The sequence below is a fragment of the Micromonospora sp. WMMD956 genome (assembly GCF_029626125.1).
Classification (GTDB): domain Bacteria; phylum Actinomycetota; class Actinomycetes; order Mycobacteriales; family Micromonosporaceae; genus Micromonospora; species Micromonospora carbonacea.
Window position 1 is genome coordinate 6,146,085 of the sequence record NZ_JARUBI010000005.1, and the last position, 18,185, is coordinate 6,164,269.

General features: G+C 74.6%; 14 protein-coding genes. 7 read left to right on the forward strand and 7 right to left on the reverse strand.

Annotation, left to right across the window (positions count from 1 at the left end; all coding sequences use genetic code 11):
• Window positions 1-113 precede the first annotated feature (113 nt).
• From O7628_RS26835 to O7628_RS26860, 6 genes are all read left to right on the forward strand, one after another.
• A complete protein-coding gene (locus O7628_RS26835) occupies window positions 114-1,457 on the forward strand; it encodes a VWA domain-containing protein (RefSeq protein WP_347405246.1) in 1,344 nt (447 codons plus the stop codon).
• Between the two features lie 12 nt (window positions 1,458-1,469).
• Entirely contained in the window at window positions 1,470-2,582 is a 1,113-nt protein-coding gene (locus O7628_RS26840) for an AAA family ATPase (RefSeq protein WP_278134764.1), read from the forward strand.
• Window positions 2,583-2,695: 113 nt separating this feature from the next.
• Window positions 2,696-5,644 carry a DUF5682 family protein gene (locus O7628_RS26845; RefSeq protein WP_278136416.1) on the forward strand — a complete coding sequence of 983 codons (2,949 nt, stop codon included), beginning with the start codon at window positions 2,696-2,698 and terminating at the stop codon, window positions 5,642-5,644.
• A 9-nt stretch (window positions 5,645-5,653) separates the two neighbouring features.
• Window positions 5,654-7,312, forward strand: a complete 1,659-nt coding sequence (locus O7628_RS26850) for an FAD-binding dehydrogenase (protein ID WP_278134766.1) — start codon at window positions 5,654-5,656, stop codon at window positions 7,310-7,312.
• 219 nt (window positions 7,313-7,531) lie between these two features.
• Entirely contained in the window at window positions 7,532-9,283 is a 1,752-nt protein-coding gene (locus O7628_RS26855) for a M28 family peptidase (RefSeq protein WP_278134768.1), read from the forward strand.
• A 455-nt stretch (window positions 9,284-9,738) separates the two neighbouring features.
• A complete protein-coding gene (locus tag O7628_RS26860; RefSeq protein WP_278136417.1) occupies window positions 9,739-11,592 on the forward strand; it encodes an ABC transporter ATP-binding protein in 1,854 nt (617 codons plus the stop codon).
• A 68-nt stretch (window positions 11,593-11,660) separates the two neighbouring features.
• Here O7628_RS26860 and O7628_RS26865 read toward each other — a convergent pair whose 3' ends face one another.
• From O7628_RS26865 to O7628_RS26895, 7 genes are all read right to left on the reverse strand, one after another.
• Entirely contained in the window at window positions 11,661-12,989 is a 1,329-nt protein-coding gene (locus O7628_RS26865) for a molybdopterin-dependent oxidoreductase (RefSeq protein ID WP_278134770.1), read from the reverse strand.
• A 79-nt stretch (window positions 12,990-13,068) separates the two neighbouring features.
• Window positions 13,069-13,704 carry a hypothetical protein gene (locus tag O7628_RS26870; RefSeq protein ID WP_278134772.1) on the reverse strand — a complete coding sequence of 212 codons (636 nt, stop codon included), beginning with the start codon at window positions 13,702-13,704 and terminating at the stop codon, window positions 13,069-13,071.
• Window positions 13,701-15,107: a selenium-binding protein SBP56-related protein gene (locus O7628_RS26875; RefSeq protein ID WP_278134773.1), complete on the reverse strand. Its 1,407-nt coding sequence runs from the start codon at window positions 15,105-15,107 to the stop codon at window positions 13,701-13,703. The genes O7628_RS26870 and O7628_RS26875 overlap by 4 nt, the downstream gene beginning before the upstream one ends.
• A gap of 158 nt (window positions 15,108-15,265) precedes the next feature.
• Entirely contained in the window at window positions 15,266-15,781 is a 516-nt protein-coding gene (locus tag O7628_RS26880; protein ID WP_278134774.1) for an NUDIX domain-containing protein, read from the reverse strand.
• 155 nt (window positions 15,782-15,936) lie between these two features.
• Complete coding sequence (locus tag O7628_RS26885) at window positions 15,937-16,488, reverse strand: NADAR family protein (protein WP_278134776.1); 552 nt, start codon at window positions 16,486-16,488, stop codon at window positions 15,937-15,939.
• Window positions 16,489-16,576: 88 nt separating this feature from the next.
• On the reverse strand, window positions 16,577-17,224 hold the full coding sequence (locus tag O7628_RS26890; RefSeq protein WP_178064647.1) for an SRPBCC family protein: 648 nt from the start codon (window positions 17,222-17,224) through the stop codon (window positions 16,577-16,579).
• A complete protein-coding gene (locus tag O7628_RS26895) occupies window positions 17,221-17,679 on the reverse strand; it encodes a metalloregulator ArsR/SmtB family transcription factor (protein WP_278134779.1) in 459 nt (152 codons plus the stop codon). The genes O7628_RS26890 and O7628_RS26895 overlap by 4 nt, the downstream gene beginning before the upstream one ends.
• A gap of 151 nt (window positions 17,680-17,830) precedes the next feature.
• Between O7628_RS26895 and O7628_RS26900 the strand changes: the two genes are divergently transcribed.
• Window positions 17,831-18,181, forward strand: coding sequence for a YciI family protein (locus tag O7628_RS26900; RefSeq protein WP_278134780.1), 351 nt, complete (start codon window positions 17,831-17,833; stop codon window positions 18,179-18,181).
• Window positions 18,182-18,185: the final 4 nt, after the last annotated feature.

The following is an 18,185-nucleotide window of genomic DNA, read 5'->3' on the forward strand; positions in this document are numbered from 1 at the left end:
GGCTGTTCGACCCCGAGGAGCAGCCGGCGCTGGAGGCGGCGAGTGTCGCCGTCGTCGACGACCTCGGCCTGCCGGCCGCGCTGCTGGACCCGGCGGTCTCCGTCGACACCGTCGTGCAGCGCTTCCCCGACCTGGCCGGGGAGCTGACCGGCCTGCTCACCCCGCCCGAGGCCGAGCAGCCTGCGGCCACCGAGCAGCCTGCGGCCACCGAGCTGCCGGCGACCGAGCCGTCTGCCACCGAGCCGCCGGGCACCGAGCCGTCTGCCACCGAGCTGCCGGCGACCGAGCCAACGGCGGCGACTGCGCCGTCGGCGGGCGGCGGGCCGGCCCGGTCCCCGGGCGACGTGGCCCCGGCGGGCGACGGGCCGGCCGCGCCGGCCGGCGGCGCGGAGGTGCGCCGGGCCGCGCTGGTGTCGAAGTTGCTGCTCAACGTGTTCGGCACCGGCGGCGGCAGCGTCAGCGCCACCCAGCTCGCCCGGTGGCAGTCCGACGCCGGCTGGTTCGAGCGGGCCCTGGGCTGCGAGCCCGGCGAGCTGCGCCGGCAGGCCGGCGACGGGCCGAACGGCGGCCTCGGCGGGGTGCTCGCCGGGCTGGAGGGCGACCTGGTGCGCCGGATGCACCTGCGCGAGGTCCTCGCCGACCCGAAGCTGGCCGCGAAGCTCACCCCGAGCATGTCGCTGATCGAGCAGCTGCTGCGCGACAAGTCGAACCTGTCCGGGGTGGCGCTGGCCAACGCCAAGGCGCTCATCCGCCGCTACGTCGACGAGGTCGCCGAGGTGCTGCGCACCCAGGTCGAGCAGACCAGCGTCGGCGCGATCGACCGGTCGGTGCCGCCGAAGCGGGTGTTCCGCAACCTCGACCTGGACCGCACGATCTGGAAGAACCTCACCAACTGGAGCCCGGAGGACCAGCGCCTCTACGTCGACCGGCTCTTCTACCGGCAGACCGCCCGGCGCACCACCCCGGCCCGGCTGATCGTGGTCGTCGACCAGTCCGGTTCGATGGTCGACTCGATGGTCAACTGCACGATCCTGGCGTCCATCTTCGCCGGCCTGCCCAAGGTCGACGTGCACCTCATCGCGTACGACACCCGGGCGCTGGACCTGACCCCGTGGGTGCACGACCCGTTCGAGGTGCTGCTGCGCACCAAGCTCGGCGGCGGCAACGACGGCCCGGTGGCGATGGCCATGGCCCGGCCGAAGATCACCGAGCCGCGCAACACGGTGCTGGTCTGGATCTCCGACTTCTACGAGTTCGACCGCTCCCAGCCGCTGTTCGACGGCATCGAGGCGGTGCACCGCTCCGGGGTGAAGTTCATCCCCGTCGGCTCGGTCAACAGCTCCGGCAGCCAGATCGTCAACCCCTGGTTCCGGCAGCGCTTCAAGGACCTGGGCACCCCGGTCGTCTCCGGCCACATCCGCAAGCTCGTCTTCGAGCTGAAGAACTTCCTCACCTAGGAGACCCCTGACATGTCCGAGATGTTGCGCGCCCCCGCCGAGGTCACGTTCGCCGAGGAGCTTGCCTTTCTGGAGTCGGTCGACACCGACCCGAAGCCGTTCTCGTGGCGGCTGAGCCCCCGGATGGTGCGGCTGTTCGTCCTCGGCTCCGAGCGGGCCGACGGGCTCGACCGGGAGGTCGCCCAGAAGTGGTTCGGCGACCGCAGCTTCGTCGAACGCGCGATCGTCACCCTCGCCTCCGACCGGGGCCTGCTGCTCATCGGCGACCCGGGCACCGGCAAGAGCTGGCTCGCCGAGCTGCTCGCCGCCGCGATCTGCGGCAACTCCACCCTCGTGGTGCAGGGCACCGCCGGCACCACCGAGGACCACATCAAATACTCGTGGAACGTTTCGATGGTCATCGCCCGGGGGCAGTCCCGCGAGTCGATGATCCCGTCGCCCATCATGACCGCGATGGAGCAGGGCGTCATCGGCCGCTTCGAGGAGCTGACCCGCTCCACCAGCGACGTGCAGGACGCCCTGATCTCCATCCTGTCCGAGAAGTACGTCGCTATCCCCGAGCTGGACGCCGACAACATCGTCTTCGCCAGGCCCGGCTTCTCGATCATCGCCACCGCCAACAGCCGCGACCGGGGCGTCAACGACCTCTCCTCGGCGCTGAAGCGGCGGTTCAACTTCGTCCGCATCCCCGTGGTGACCAACAAGCGCAGCGAGGCGGAGATCGTCCGGTTCCGCACCGAGGAGCTGCTGCGCCGGCACCGCATCGAGCTGGACGTCCCGCCCACCCTGCTGGACATCCTGTTGCAGAGCTTCGCCGACCTGCGGGCCGCCGCCGCGTCGGCCACGAGCGACGACGAGAAGCTGGAGTCGGCGCTGTCCACCGCCGAGCAGATCGGCGTCCTGGAGGACGCCATCCTGCACAGCCAGTTCTTCGGCGACCGCGTCCTGCGCGCCGAGACCCTCGCCGGCTCGCTGGTCGGCTCGCTGGCCCGGCGCACCCCGGAGGACCTGGCGATCCTCAACAAATACCTGCACGGCGTGGTGGAGCCCCGGGCCAAGGCCGACGGCGGCCCGTGGGAGGGCTTCCTCGACGGCGGCCGCCAGACGATCGCCACCCTGTCGTGACCGGCCCGACGACCACCCCGCCGGGCGCGGGCCCCGGGGTGCACCCGCCCGCCGTCGTCGCGCCGGCCCCCACCCCGCCCGCCGGCGTCCCCGCCCTGTCCTCCGGCGTTCCCCTGCCGCCCTCCGGTGTCCCGGTCCCGCACTCCGGTGGCCCCGGCGCGTTCGGCGCGCTGCGCGACCAGCTCACCGACGCCGCCGCGGCCTTCGCCGGCAGCCCCGGCGCGCTCGCCGAGATCCTCACCGGGATGATTGACGACGTCGACCGGGCACTCGGCGAGCGGCTGGAGATCTTCCCGGTCTGCCACCACTCGCCGGCCTCCGCCCTGGCCATGGCGCGCCGGCTGCGCGCCAAGCGACCGAAGGTCGTCTACCTGGAGCTGTGCGAGGACCTGCAACCCCTGCTGGGGGAGCTGCGCAACTGCCGCCTGCCCGTGGCCGTGCAGGCGTTCGCGTCGAAACTCGACGGGTTCCCCGCCGAGTGGGCCCCGCTCAGCGTCGTCGCCCCGATCACCGAGGCGTCGGCGGAATACCAGGCCATCGCGTACGCGCTGGAGACCCCCGGCGTGGAGCTGGTGCTGGTGGACCGCTCGGTCGACCACGTCTTCCAGTGGGCGCCCCGCGACCCGGCCGAGGGCCCGGCCCCGTCCTCCTCCGACGCACCGGCGGCGGCCGAGGAGGAGGCCGCGCTGCACGGCGACGCCGTCGGCGTGGAGATCGGCGACCTGCGGCCCCGCTTCGCCGAGCTGGAGTCCTACCTGCTGCACCACGGCAAGGTCCGGCACTGGTCGGAGTGGTGGGACCAGTACGTCGAGCAGCCCCTCGTCGCCGCCGACCACGAGACGTACCGGCAGGTGATGGTCCTCATCGGCAGCCTGTTCCGGCGGCTGCGCCCGGCCGACGCCGACCGCCTCGACCGCGACGTCGAACGCGAGCGCTACATGTGGACCCGGATGCGGCAGCACCTCGCCGCCTCCGGTGTCGACCCGGCCGACTGCCTCTACGTCTGCGGCGCGTTCCACGCCGCGAGCCCCGTCGAACAGTTCGGCACCGGGCCCGACGCCGCGCCGTACGAGATCAGCCCGCGCACCGCCACCCGCTGGCTGTACGGGCTGATCCCGTCCAGCCACTCCGCCATCGAGGCGCAGTTCGGGCTGGCGCCCGGCTCGGTCTCCGTCGCGGCGGCCACCTGGGCCAAGGCGGTGTCCCGCTCGGGGGTGGCCCCGTTCCGGCTGGCCGGGCAGGCCGGCGGCAGGCCGACGAAGGGCCGGGCCCGCCGGGCCGCCCCGGCCGAGGCCGCCGACGGGCGGGTCACCGACCGGCTGTCGGACTTCCTGGCCCGGCCCCCGGTCCTCGACGACCTCGACGAGGCGGAGCTGCGTGGCTGGTGCGTGGACATCGTCCGGCTGGCCCGCCGCAACGGGTACCTGGCCAGCACCGCCGACGCGATCGCCGTGTTCGAGACGTCGATCCTGCTCGCCGGGCTGCGCAACCGGGCCCGCCCCACCCCGTACGACTTCGCCGACGCGGCCGTGACCTGCATCGAGAAGGACGTGGTCCCGGGCCGGCGCGACGTGCGCCGGCTCTGCGAGATCCTGCTCGGCGGCGACCGGATCGGCCAGGTCGGCTACGACGCCCTGCCGCCGCTGGCCCGCGACGTGCTCGACCGGCTCGCCCCGCTCGGGCTCGACCTGGACAAGCGCACCATCCAGCGGGCCCTGCTGGACCTGACCGCCGACCCGGCCGTGGCCGGCTGCTCGGACCTGCTGTGGCGGCTGCGGCACCTGCTGCCCCACGACGCCGTCCGTCCGATCATGGGGGAGCGCCGGCTCGGGGAACGGTCGACGCAGGAGAGCTGGGACCTGGCCCTCGGCCGCCACCAGCGCGCCCTGATCGAGCTGGGCTACGAGGGCGTCACCATCGAGCAGGTGCTCGAACAGCGGCTGCGCCGCCGGGCGTGGGGGCCCCGGGCCACCGCCGCCGTCGCCCTCGAAGCCGTCGAGGACGCGCTCCTGCTGCTCGACGGCCGCCGGCTCGTCGACGAGCTGGGCGCCCGGGCGGTGGAGCTGCTCGCGGCCGAGCGCACCGTCGACGAGGCCCCCGAGGTGCTGCGCCGCATCCGCCGGCTGCTGGCCCACTACCGGGCCACCGAGCCGACCCTGCCGCCCTGGTGCGCCGCATTCGTCACCACCGGGTACGCCCACTACTGCACCCTGCTGCCCAGCGCGTTCGTCGACGCCGAGACCGGGGTGCGGCAGGTGGGCGCGATGCTCGGCTTCCTGTTCGGCATGGAGAGCCTCGCGCTGTCCCTCGGCTGCGACCGTACGCAGCTCGAACTGGCCGTGCGCCAGTCCCGGCCGGAGGCGCCGGCCCGGGTGGCGCTGCACTGGGCCGCCCAGCACCACCTCGGCCTGCTGCCGCTGGCGCAGCTGCGCGCCCGCAGCACCGAACTGCTGGCCAACCCGCTGGTGGTGCCGGCCTTCCCCCAGTACCTCAGCGGGTTCGTGCAGGCCCTGGAGCCGGTGCCCGGGCTGACGCCGTTCGTGGTGGAGGTGATGTCCACCGCGTTCGCCCGGCTGCCCGACCCGGTGCTGCTGCCCTGGCTGCCGACGTTGATCACCACGCTGCGCGCGCAGGCCGGCGAGCTGGTGCCGACCCTGGTCCGCGAGGCCGGCCGCACGTTCCCGGCGGCCCTGCCCGCCCTGGACGCCTGGGCGCCCCCGTGGACGCACCGGCCGGCCGGCGGGGCGGTGCCGACCCGGGGACCGGGGTCGGCGGCGCAGCCGGTGGCCGCCGTGGCCGGCCCGGTGGCCGATCTGCTGGCGGGCCACCCGGCGACCTGCGACGCCGTGGCGGACCTGCTCGGCTGCGCCGGCGACTGGGCCCTCGGCTCGGCCGGAACCGGTCCGGCCGTCTCCGGTCCGGGCGGCATCGGGTCGGGCGGCACCGGTTCGGCGGTCGCCGTCGAGGCCGCAGGGCTGCTCACCGCGCACCCGGCGACCGCCGACGCGCTCGCGGCCCTGCTCGTGCCGCCTACATGGCGGGCAGCGCCGCCGGGTCCGTAGGGTTCCGGCATGGATGCGGATGTGATCGTCGTCGGGGCCGGCCTGGCCGGTCTGGTCGCCGCCACCGAGGCCGCCGACGCGGGCCGGACGGTGCTGCTGCTCGACCAGGAGCCTGAGCAGAACCTCGGCGGCCAGGCGTGGTGGTCGTTCGGCGGGTTGTTCCTGGTCGACTCGCCCGAGCAGCGGCGCATGGGGGTGCGCGACTCGGTGGAGCTGGCCTGGCAGGACTGGCTGGGCAGCGCGGCGTTCGACCGTCCGGAGGACCACTGGCCGCGCCGGTGGGCCGAGGCGTACGTGCACTTCGCCGCCGGGGAGAAGCGCTCCTGGCTGCGGTCCATGGGGCACCGGTTCTTCCCCGTCGTCGGCTGGGCCGAGCGGGGCGGCGGCGCGGCGGACGGGCACGGCAACTCGGTGCCCCGGTTCCACGTCACCTGGGGCACCGGCCCCGGCGTGGTCGAGCCGTTCGCCCGCCGGCTGGCCGCCGCGGTGGACGCCGGCCGGGTGCGGCTGCGCTTCCGGCACCGGGTCGACGGCCTGGTCACCACCGGCGGGGCGGTCACCGGCGTACGCGGGGCGGTGCTGGAGCCCAGCGACGTCCCACGCGGGGCGTCCAGCTCCCGGGTCGAGGTGGGCGAGTTCGCCTACGCGGCGCAGGCCGTGGTCGTCACCTCGGGCGGCATCGGCGGCGATCACGACCTGGTGCGGGCGGCCTGGCCGGCGCGGCTCGGCGACCCGCCGAAGCGGATGGTCTCCGGCGTGCCCGCCCACGTCGACGGGCGGATGCTCGGCATCACCGAGGCCGCCGGCGGGCAGGTGATCAACCCGGACCGGATGTGGCACTACGTCGAGGGGCTGCGCAACTGGGACCCGATCTGGCCGCAGCACGGCATCCGGATTCTGCCCGGGCCGTCGTCGCTGTGGCTGGACGCCACCGGCAGGCGGCTGCCCGCGCCGCTGTTCCCCGGCTTCGACACCCTCGCCACGCTGCGCCACCTGCGCGCCACCGGCCACGACCACAGCTGGTTCGTGCTTACCAGGAGGATCGTCGCCAAGGAGTTCGCCCTCTCCGGCTCCGAGCAGAACCCGGACCTGACCAACCGTAGCGTCCGGCAGGTGATCGAGCGGGCCCGCGCCGGCACCCCGGCCCCGGTGGCGGCGTTCCTGGAGCGGGGCGCGGACTTCGTCGTCGCCGACACCCTGGAGGCCCTGGTGGCCGGGATGAACGACCTCGTCGCCCCCGACGGCGGCCCGACCCTGGACGCCGCCCAGGTGCGGCGGACCGTCGAGGCCCGCGACCGCGCGATCGCCCACCCGTTCGGCAAGGACGCCCAGGTCACGGCGATCCGGGGCGCGCGGGCGTACCGGGGGGACCGGCTGATCCGGGTGGCCCCGCCGCACCGGCTGCTGGACCCGGCGGCGGGGCCGCTCATCGCGGTGCGGCTCAACATCCTGACCCGCAAGACCCTCGGCGGCCTGCACACCGACCTGGACGGGCGGGTGCTGCGCCCCGACGGGCAGCCGTTGCCCGGCGTGTACGCGGCCGGCGAGGTGGCCGGCTTCGGCGGCGGGGGCATGCACGGCTACAACTCGCTGGAGGGCACCTTCCTCGGCGGCTGCCTCTTCTCGGGCCGGCAGGCGGGCCGGGCGGCCGCCGCCGCCACGCGCTGACGCCGCCGGTGCCCGCCCCGACCTGGGGTGATCAGCTCACCGGTATGACCAATGATGGATATTGACCGCTGAATCGACGCGTGTAAGTGTTTCCTTCCCTGGAACGAACGTCGCGGCGCCCCCTCGCCACGCCGCCGGACCCCGCTCGCCCCACCCTCGCGAGCGGGGTCCGGTCACGCCCAGGTGCACGACACCCCCTACCTGCACCGAGGAGCACCCATGAGACGCAGCACAGTGACCGCGGGCCTGGCCTTCGCCGCCGCCCTCGCGTTGACCACGTCGACGGCGACCCTGCCGGCCGCCGCCGCCCAGGCTCCGGCCGCCCCCGCCCCCGCGCCCGCCGTCGCGGCGCTGGCCGCGCCGGACATCTCCGTGACGAACGTCCAGGCCCACCTGAGCCAGTTCCAGAGCATCGCCACCAGCAACGGCGGCAACCGCCGCTCCGGCTCCGCCGGCTACACGGCGTCGGTCAACTACGTCAAGAGCAAGCTCCAGGCCGTCGGCTACACGGTCACCGAGCAGAACTGCACCAACTGCACCTACCCGGGCAACAACGTGATCGCCGAGTGGCCGGGCGGCGCCCCCGCCGACCAGGTCATCATGTTCGGCGCGCACCTCGACGGCGTCACCGCCGGCCCCGGCATCAACGACAACGCCTCCGGCTCGTCCGTGCTGCTGGAGAACGCCCTCGTGCTGGCCCAGCAGAACCCGAGCCTGACCAAGCGGGTCCGGTTCGCCTGGTGGAACGGCGAGGAGCAGGGCCTGCAGGGCTCCAAGTTCTACGTCAACTCGCTCAGCACCGCGCAGAAGGGCTACATCAAGGGGTACTACAACTTCGACATGGTGGCCTCGACCAACGGCGGCTACTTCATCAACCGGGTCACCTCGACCACGGCCGCGCCGCTGAAGGCGTACTGGGACTCCCTCGGCCTGTCGCCGGAGGAGAACGTCGAGGGCCAGGGCCGCTCCGACGACTACTCCTTCCAGCAGGGCGGCATCCCCACCTCCGGCTACGCGATGGGGGCCAGCGCCCGCAAGACCAGCGCCCAGGCCGCCAAGTGGGGCGGCACCGCCAACGCCTCCTACGACCCCTGCTACCACCGGTCCTGCGACACCACCAGCAACATCAACGCCACCGGCCTCAACCGCAGCGCCGACGGCGTCGCGTACGCGATCTGGGACCAGGCCGTCGGCGGCGGCACCCCGACCAACGACTTCTCCGTCGCGGTGAGCCCGACGGCCGGCAGCGTCGCCCGGGGCGCGTCCACCACCGCCACGGTCTCCACCGCCACCACCTCCGGCAGCGCCCAGACCGTCGCCCTGTCCGCCAGCGGCGCGCCCAGCGGGGTGACCGTCTCGTTCAGCCCGTCGTCGGTGACCTCCGGCGGCTCGTCCACCATGACGATCGCCGCCTCCGCGTCGGCCGCCACCGGCACCTACACCGTCACGGTCACCGGCACCGGTTCGGCGACCCGCACGGCCACCTACAGCGTCACCGTGACCGGCACGGGCGGCTGCGCCGGCGGCCAGCTGGTCGGCAACTCCGGCTTCGAGAGCGGCGCCACCGTCTGGACCGCCTCGTCGGGCGTGATCACCAACTCGGCCAGCCAGGCCGCGCACGCCGGCTCGTACAAGGCGTGGCTAGGCGGCTACGGCGCCAGCCGCACGCAGACGCTGTCGCAGTCGCTGGCCGTCCCGGCCGGCTGCGCCAGCTACACGCTGTCGTTCTGGCTGCACATCGACACCGCCGAGACCACCTCGACCAGGCAGTACGACAAGCTCACCGTCGCCGTCGGCGGCACCACCCTGGCGACGTACTCGAACCTGAACAAGGCCACCGGCTACGCCCAGCGCACCTTCGACGTCGCCGCCTACGCCGGGCAGACCGTCACCCTGACGTTCACCGGCGTGGAGGACGCGTCGTTGCAGACGAGCTTCGTCGTCGACGACGTCACCCTCACCGCCAGCTGAGGTGCAAGGAAGGGCCCCTTGTTAACGCCTGCGGTATAGCAGGGTTCCCTTCTCACCGGCGCGGGGCGGCGCGCAGCCGCCCCGCGCCGGGCCGCGCCCGGCTCGGTTGCGACACGTGTTCGACACGCCGATGACGCGCTGACTTCGGGTCGTCGCGCACAGTAGGCTCCTCGATGGTTGTCGGTGTGCCGCCGGTCGCGGCCCGCGCCTGCCTGGAGGGGCCCGTGAAGAGAGCCGTCCGCCAACGCCGGTCGCCCGACGCCGCCAGCCCCGCCGAGTCCATCAGCCCCGCCGAGGCCACCAGCTCCGCCGAGGCCGCCAGCCCCGCCGAGGCCATCAGCCCCGCCGAGGCCACCAGCTCCGCCAGCGCGGCGTCGGGCGGTGCCGGGTCGCCGAGAGGCGCGGCCGACGACGGCGACGCGTCGGTGCTGCCCGAGTTGGAGGACCGCGCGTGGATGCACCACGCGACCGAGTTCGCCCACACCACCTTCTGGGCGGTCGCCCGCCGGCTGCCCCGGCTGGTCCGCGAGGCGGTCGCCCTGGCCTGGGCGACCAGCCGCCGGGACACGGCCGCCTCCATCGGGCTCAACGTGGCCGCCGGGGTGATGACCACCCTCGGCCTGCTGGCCACCACCGGCGTGCTGCGCGAGCTGTTCGCGGCGGGCCCGACGCCCGACCGGATCCGGGCGGCGCTGCCGGCCCTGGCCCTGGCGGCGGCGGCCGTGACGGCCAAGGGGGCGCTGACCATCGCGGCCGGCTGGGCGCAGGCCCGCCTCACACCACAGATCAACTACCAGGTCGAGCTACGGCTGTTCGAGGCGACCACGGCCGTCGACCTCGCCGCGTTCGACGACGCCGGGTTCGCCGAGGAGATGGACCGGGCCCGCGACCGCGGGGTGACAGAGGCGGCGTTCATCGTCGACCACACCGTCAACCTGATCACCGGAGTGGTCGGGGTGCTCGCCACCGCCGCGGCGGTCACCGTGATCCAGCCGCTGCTGCTGCCCTGCCTGCTGCTGGCGGCCGTGCCCGAGGCCGCGACGGCCGTGAAGATGGCCCGCCGGCAGTACCTGGAGATGCTGGCCCGGATCAACCGGCGTCGCCGGATGTGGATGCTGGCCAACCTGATGGCCAACCGGCACACCGCCGCCGAGATCCGGGCGTACCAGATGCGCGACTTCCTGCTCGGCGAATACCGCAAGATGATGGCCACCGAGACGCGGGCCCACCTGCGCCTGGTCCGCGCGCAGACCCGGACCAGGGTGCTCGGCACCACCACCGCCGGCCTGGCCACCTTCGGCGTGTACGCCGTGCTCGCCGGCCTGCTGCTGGCCGGCATGGTGGCCCTCGCCGCCGCCGCGACGGCGCTGATCGCCCTCCAGTCCGCCCGGTCCAGCCTCGGCGTCGCCGTGTTCGCCACCAACTCGCTCTACGAGGACGCCCTCTACTACCAGGACTACCGGGACTTCCTGGACCGCGCGGTCAGCCGGACCGCCGCCGGGGGCGACCGGCCGACCGACGGGTTCGACGTCATCACGCTGGACCGGGTGAGCCTGCGGTACCCGGACACCGACCGCCCGGCGGTGGACGAGGTCAGCCTGACCGTACGCCGGGGGCAGGTGGTCGCGCTCGTCGGCGAGAACGGCTCCGGCAAGACGACCCTGGCGAAGCTGATCGCCGGCCTGTACCGGCCCACCGGCGGCACGATCCACTGGGACGGGGTCGACACGACCCAGCTCGATCCGCGCCAGGCCGGCGCGCAGGTCGCCGTGCTCACCCAGGACTGGTGGAAGTTCCCGTTCACCGCCGGGCAGAACATCCGGGTGGGCCGGCACGACCGGGCCGCCGGGCAGCGGGGTCCCACCATGGAGGACGCCGCCCGGGCCGCCGCCGCGCACGAGATGATCGTCGGCCTGCCCTTCGGGTACGACACGCTGCTCGACCGTGAGTTCAAGGACGGCCACGACCTCTCCGGCGGCCAGTGGCAGCGCCTCGTCGCCGCCCGTGGCCTCTACCGGGACGCCCCGCTGCTGATCTGCGACGAGCCGTCGGCGGCGCTCGACGCCCGCGCGGAGCACGCCCTGTTCCAGCACCTGCGGCGGCGGCCGGACCGGGCGGTCGTGCTGATCACCCACCGGCTGGCCAACGTCCGGCACGCCGACCAGATCTTCGTGATGGAACGGGGCCGGCTCGTGCAACAGGGCACCCACGACGAGCTGGTCGCCGCCGACGGCCTCTACCAGGAGCTGTTCCGCCTCCAGGCCAGCGGCTACGTAGCCGACACCGAGGCCGTCGCCCCGCCGCCCTGACCGCTGCCACGAAGGCGCCGCGCATCGACCGCCGGCACCGGGGCCGGCCGGCCACCGGCATGGTGGCGTCAGCAGACCGTCACCGGGTGCCGGACGACGCCGTCGAAGAGGTACCCGAGGTCGTTGTGCCGGGCCCGCGCCGGCTGGCCGACGCCGGTGGCGTCGGTGGCCCGCGCGCGCAGCGTCACCGGGCCGGGTCCCGTCGGCCGCCAGCGTGCCGTCCAGCGCTGCCACGGGCCGCCCGCGTCGGCGTCGACCAGTTCGGCCGGTCGCCAGCCGCCGTCGCCGGTGTGCACCTGCACCGACCGGATCGGGCCCGCCCCCGACCAGGACCGGCCGCGCAGCAGCACCTCCGCGCCGGCCGGCACGCGCGCGTCCCAGGGCAGCTCGAAGGCGCTCTTCACCGACTGCGCGCCCAGCGTCGCGCCGCCGGCCGGGTAGCCGGGGCCGAACATGCGGTAGAGCTGCGTGTTCCACGGCGAGAACAGGGCGGTGGCGGAGACCTCGACCGGGCCGACCCACTTGATCGAGGAGACGCCGATCCAGCCGGGCACCACCACGCGCACCGGGTGGCCGTGGTCGGCCGGCAACGGCTCGCCGTTCATCTCGTACGCCAGCAGCACGTCGTCGAGGGCCTTGCCGACCGGCAGGGGGCGGCGGACCCGGCCCAGGTTCACGCCGCCCGTGACGTACTCCGGGTCCAGGCCCTCCGGCATCACGTCGACGGCCGCGCCGGTCAGCCCGGCCCGGCGCAACACCTCCGCCAGGCGTACGCCCCGCCAGTGGGCCACCCCCACGCCGCCGAGCCCCCACGCCACCCCGGGCGTCGGCCGGCCCTGCTGCCCGGCGAAGAACCGGCGGCCGTTGCCGGCGCACTCGACGAGCGCGGTGACCCGTTCGGCGGGCAGCCGGCGCAGGTCGTCGTAGCCGAACTCGACGGGCCGGTCCCGGGTGGGCGCGCCGCGCAGGCCGTCGCCGAACAGGCTCAGCCGCCACGTGCCGGCGTCGATGCGGGGCGTGCGGGTGTGGTTGCGGACGAAGAACCGGTCGGTCGGCACGACGTACCCCTGCCCGGCCATCGCCTCCCAGCGCATCTCGGCGTTGGTGTCGTGCCGGTCGAACAGCCCCGGCGGCAGCGGCTTGACGATGCCGGACGGGTCGCCGCCCGCGTCCGCGGCGGGGCGGCAGCCGGGCCCGGCTGCGCCGGGGTCGGCGCCGACCGGTCGGGGCGCGACGGCGACCGGCTCGCGCTCGGCCGCGGCGAGGGCGGTCATCGCCGTGCCGAGTTCGAGCAGGCGCGGGCGGGCGAACCCCTCGCCCCGGGCCTGCCCGGCGAGCCACTGGCGGGCCCGCCGCGCGTCGTGGTCGGCCTCGTCGTACGACAGGGAGTGCGGCATCGGGTCTCCTCCGGCACGGCGGCACGAACTCCTATTGAATCAGTAGGAGTTCGTGCCGACGGGCACCGCCGCGCCGCCCTCAGGTCGCCGCGACCAGGGTCACCAACCCGGCGGCCACCAGCACCCCCGCCCACAGCCGGTCCACGTTGAACCACGCCCGGCGCAGCACGCCGACGCCGAGCACCTCGTACACGGCCACGGCGGCGGCCAGCGCGACGCCGAACATCGCCACCGTGTGCACCCCGGCGGCGGCCAGCCCGGGCAGCGCCCCGGCCGGGGCCGCCGTCAGGTGCCCGGCGTGCCCGCCACCGGCGACCGGCTCGGCGAGCAGCACCGGCAGCAGCATCAGCCCCGCCCCGTGCGCCGACGACATCAGGAACGACCAGCCGGCGAGCTGCGCGTTCGACAGCCGCATCCCGGCCCAGCGGAAGTGCCGGCGCGACAGCAGCCGCCACAGCCCGAACCCGACCAGCAGCACGCCGCCGGTGACCGCCACGGCGGTGCTCGCCGCGACCGACCGGGTCGCCGTGACCAGAGCGGCCACCACACCGACGGAGGCGAGGTGGCCGAGCGCGATCGGCGGCAGCGCCGCCAGCAGCACCCGCCGGCTGCGCTCCTGCAACCCGCGGGCCACCGCGAACAGCCAGCCCATCGCCGGATTCAAGCCGTGGAACGCGCCGAGCCCGGCCAGGGTCAGCCAGGTCGCCGTGGTCACGGGAAGCAGTACGAGTCGGAGGACGCGTCGCCGCCCTGCAACCGGGTCTGGTGCACCCGCAGCCCCCGGAACTCCTCGCCGCGTGGGAAGAACCGGGCGTCCGGGGTGAGGCCGCCCGCCTCGGTGTCGACGTCCAGCTTGGCCAGCCACGCGCCCACCCCATCGGGATAGAACTGGTCGTCCCAGGAGCCGTAGAGCGAGTTCGACACGTACACCCGGCGGCCGTCGCGGCTGATCTCCACCATCTGCGGGCCGCCGGCCAGGGGCTCGTCGGGGAAGCCGGGGTGGGGGGTGCGCCGCACGATGCCGCCGAGGCGCACCGAGCCGGTCAGCACCGGGTGGAACGGGTCGCCGACGTCGTACTGGCGCAGCTCGCCGGTGCCCCAGCAGGAGACGTAGAGGAACCGGTCGTCCACGGACAGGTCGATGTCGGTGACCAGCGGCGGCACGGCCCCGAACGGTTTGAGCAGGTCGGGCAGGTCCGCCGGGTCGGCCGGCTCGGCGGGGATGTCGATCACCTTGGTCACGGCCCAATCCTCGCCGTCGCGGTGCCACAGCCAGATCGAGGCCGACAGGTCCTCGACGCTGATCACCACGCCGACGAAGCCGTACGTCTGCGTCGGGTCGTGGGCCGGGCGCAGCTCCAGGGGCATCTGGTACGCGTCGCCGAGGTCGACCCGTTGCACGTGCCGCCGTTTGGCCAGATCCCAGAAGTGGATCGCGTGCCCGTACCGGCGGCCGAGCAGCAGTTCGCCGACGATCCCGTCCTCGATCATCGACGGGGTGCCCCACTCGCTGGTCACCAGCACGTCGTGGTTGAGGTGCCACCAGAAGTCGTACGCGAGGTGCTGCGGGCCCCGGTCGGCCTCCCACGCCCCGCGTACGTCGAAGGTGGTGTGGTCGAGGATCGCGATGCCGCCGGGGCCGTCGGCGTCGCCGGCCCCGCCGAGCGCGGACAGGTAGATGCCGTCGGGCCCGCAGTGCACGGTGTGCGGGCGGGAGTACCCGGCCCGCTCGGCCAGTTCCCCGGGCCCGATCACCTTGACCAGCTTCGGCGCGCGCGGGTCGGGCTTGGTGTCGTACACGTGCACCCGCGACGAGCGCAGCCCGGGGACGATCAGGTAGCGGCGCTCGACGTGCGGGTGCGGCGCGGTGGGGCAGAGCGCGCTGCTGCACGCGTTCCAGCCGAAGTGGTGCAGCTCGTCGCCGGTGTGCGGCAGGTCGGTCCAGCCGACCACCCGCCCGTACTCGGGGGAGTCGGGGTCGGTGTCGAGCACGGCGAGGGCGTCGGGCCGCTCGGCGGCGCGGTCGAACGCGGCGACGTACGCCAGCTTCTCGGCGGGGGCCAGGGCCGCCTGCCGGGGCGACGGGTAGAACGACGGGTCGGGGGTCCAGCGGGTCATCGGGTCTCCGGGTCGGGTGGTGGGCGGCTCCAGGTGCGGGCACGCCGGGGCGGCCGGCGGGCGAGAGCAGCCTACTAACCCGATAGGTTATGTGGGTAGTGTGCCGACGTCGCCGTCCCACCCCTCGGTCAGGTCGCGCCGGGTCGGGGAGCGCCCGCTCAGGCAGCCCGGTGGGCGGCGAAGAAGTCGGCCAGCACCCGGGTGTGCGTGGAGAACGCCAGCTCCACCGGCTCGGTGACCACCAGCCACTCGGTGGCCTCATCCGTCGGCGTCGACGCCGGCAGCAGCCCGGCCGCCTGCTCCGGCAGCGTCCCGAAGACCATCATCGTGCCGCCGGCCGGCGCCCCGTGCACCGCGAACAGCTGCGCGTCGTCGGCGGACGCCACCAGCCCCGTCTCCTCGCGCAGCTCCCGCACGAGGGCCTCCTGCCACGCCTCGCCGTACTCGATGAAGCCGCCGGGCAGCGCGAGCAGCCCGCGCGCCGGCTCGATGTCCCGGCGGACCACGACCACGCCGAGGCCGGCGTCGGTGCGCACCGGCAGCACCGCCACCGCCACGGGCGTCGGGTTGCGCCACACGGTCTGGCCGCAGGCCGCGCACACCCGGGGCCAGTCGGCCGCCGCCGGGTAGCCCGCGCCGCAGTAGGAACAGTGGGAGTACGGTGCGCCGGTCACGCCCGGCACGTTACCGCCTCGCCCACGCGCCTCCGGCCCGGGTGGTACGCCGGGCGGGGAGCGGGCCGGGGGCGGGTCAGGGGCGGCCCGCGGCGGGGACGGTCAGGGCGGCGCGGGTCGGGGCGCGGGGCAGCGCCGGTCAGGTGTGGCGCGGGTCAGGGGCGCAGGGCGGCGCGGGCGGCCATCAGGGCGAAGCCGAGCAGGTTGTCGCCGCGCCAGCGGGCCGGATCCTGCGCGTCGGGGTCGCCGGCGGCCAGGCCGATGCCCCACACCCGGTCCACGGGGCTCGCCTCGACCAGCACCCGCTCGCCGGTGCCGAGCAGGAACGCGCGCAGGTCGTCGTGCGCGGCGAACTTCGCGACGCTGCCGGCCACGACGATGTCGTACCGGTGGGCCGCCCAGGTGGCGTCGTCGAAACCGCGGACCGCGCGCCCGAGGGCCTTGGCCCGCTGCGGGTGCCCGGCGGTGAGGACGCGCGCCGCCGTGTCGTGGTCGCCGAACAGGGTGGCCTTGTGCCACATCATCCAGTGCTCGGCCGTGGCGAAGACCCGGCCGTCCACCGTGAACGGCGCGGGCCACCACTGGCTCAGGCAGCCCGCCCCGGCCGTGCCGTCCGGCCGGGGGCGGTGCCCCCAGAAGTGCAGGTAGCGCACGCGGGCGTCGGACTCGTGCAGGGCGACCAGGTCGGCGACGGAGCGGGGCGACATGGCCGACAGTCTGCCGAGGACCCCCGACACCGGGCCACCGGATTACCCCGTCGCCGGCCCGCTCCGGCCCGCCTGCGGCCCCTCGCGGTCAGCCGGCCGACGCCCCCGTGTACGCCTCCGTGGTCCGCTGTGCCGCCGCGGCGGCCTCGGCCGGATCGGTGCCGGCCGCCGCGCTCGCCTCGCCCCAGAGCCGGCTGGCGGTCACCAGGAACTCCCGCCCCTCGGCCGATGCCGCCCACTCGGCGCCCCGCGCGGCGGGATCGTCGTCGCCGCCGTCCCCGGCGTGCAGGTAGGTGGCCAGCCCGACCAGCCCCATGTCCCAGCCGACCCCAACCGCCCCCGGCCCGAACTGGTCCCAGATCGCGTCGTCGACCTGCGCGACGTGCTCCAGCGTGAACCGGGTCCGGCCGCCGGGCTCCGGGGACAGCCGCACCTCGATCCAGCTCACCTGGTCGCCCATCTCCCAGGTGGCGGCGAAGCTCTCCGGCGGGTCGCAGCGCTGCACCTCGCCGCCCGCGTTGCCCTCGAACTGGTACCGGCCGTGCAGCCGCAGCTCGCCGCTGATCGGCAGGAACCAGCGCGGGATGCGCTCGGCGTTGGTGCAGGCGTCCCAGACGTCCTCGATCGGCGCGTCGTACGTCTGGCTGATGGTCATGACGCGGGCCTGCCCGGCGGGGAGCACGCGGCTGCCCACCCGACGCTCCACGGCGCTGATCTGGTGCGTAGCGTCGATCATTCTGGTCTCCTCTTCGCGGAACTCTCGGATTTCTCGGGCTGTGCGGCCTTCTCGGGCTGTGCGGCCTTCTCGGGCTGTGCGGCCTGCTCGGCCTTCTCGCGCTGTGCGGGCTGCTCGGGTGCTGCCGCCAGCCGGCGTTGCCGGCTGCCCCGGGCCAGCTCGGTGGCCAGGGCGTGCAGGGGCGGGGTCCAGAACCGGCGGAAGTGGCCGAGCCAGTCGTCGACCTCGCGCAGCGGCTCCGGGTCGACCGCGTACAGCCGGCGGGCCCCCTGCGGGCGCACCGTGGCGAAGCCGTTGTCGCGCAGCACCCGCAGGTGCTGGGACACGGCCGGCTGGGAGATGCGGAACTCGGCCTGGATCACCTCGCAGACGGACCCGGCGCTCCGCTCGCCCTCGGCGAGCAGTTCGAGGATCCGCCGGCGCACGGGATCGCCCAGCACGTCGAAGGCATGCACCCCGCCTTTATATCAGACCCGCCTTATATAAGCCGAAAATGTCAAGGAATCCTCGGGTGGCGTGTCGATCCCGGGCGGCCCCGTTCGTGTGGAGGGTGAAGGGTGGAGAGGGGCGGCCGGCGCCGCGCCGGCCGCGACCGAGGAGGACACCATGGGCCAGTACCTGATCAGCATCTACCATCCGGCCGGCACGGGGCAGCCGGAACCGGAGTTCCTCGCCGGGGCGATGCGTGAGGTCGAGGCCATCCACCACGAGTTGGTGGAGGCCGGCTCCTGGGTCTTCGGTCAGGGCCTGCACGCGCCGGAGACGGCCACCGTGCTGCGGGCCGACGGCGACGAGACGCTGGTGACCGACGGTCCGTACGCCGAGGGCAAGGAATACCTCGGCGGGATCACGATCGTGTCGGTGCCGGACCTCGACGCCGCCCTCGACTGGGGCCGCCGCTACGCGCGGGCCACCACCCTGCCGGTCGAGGTCCGTCCCTTCGTGGGCGGATCCTGACCGG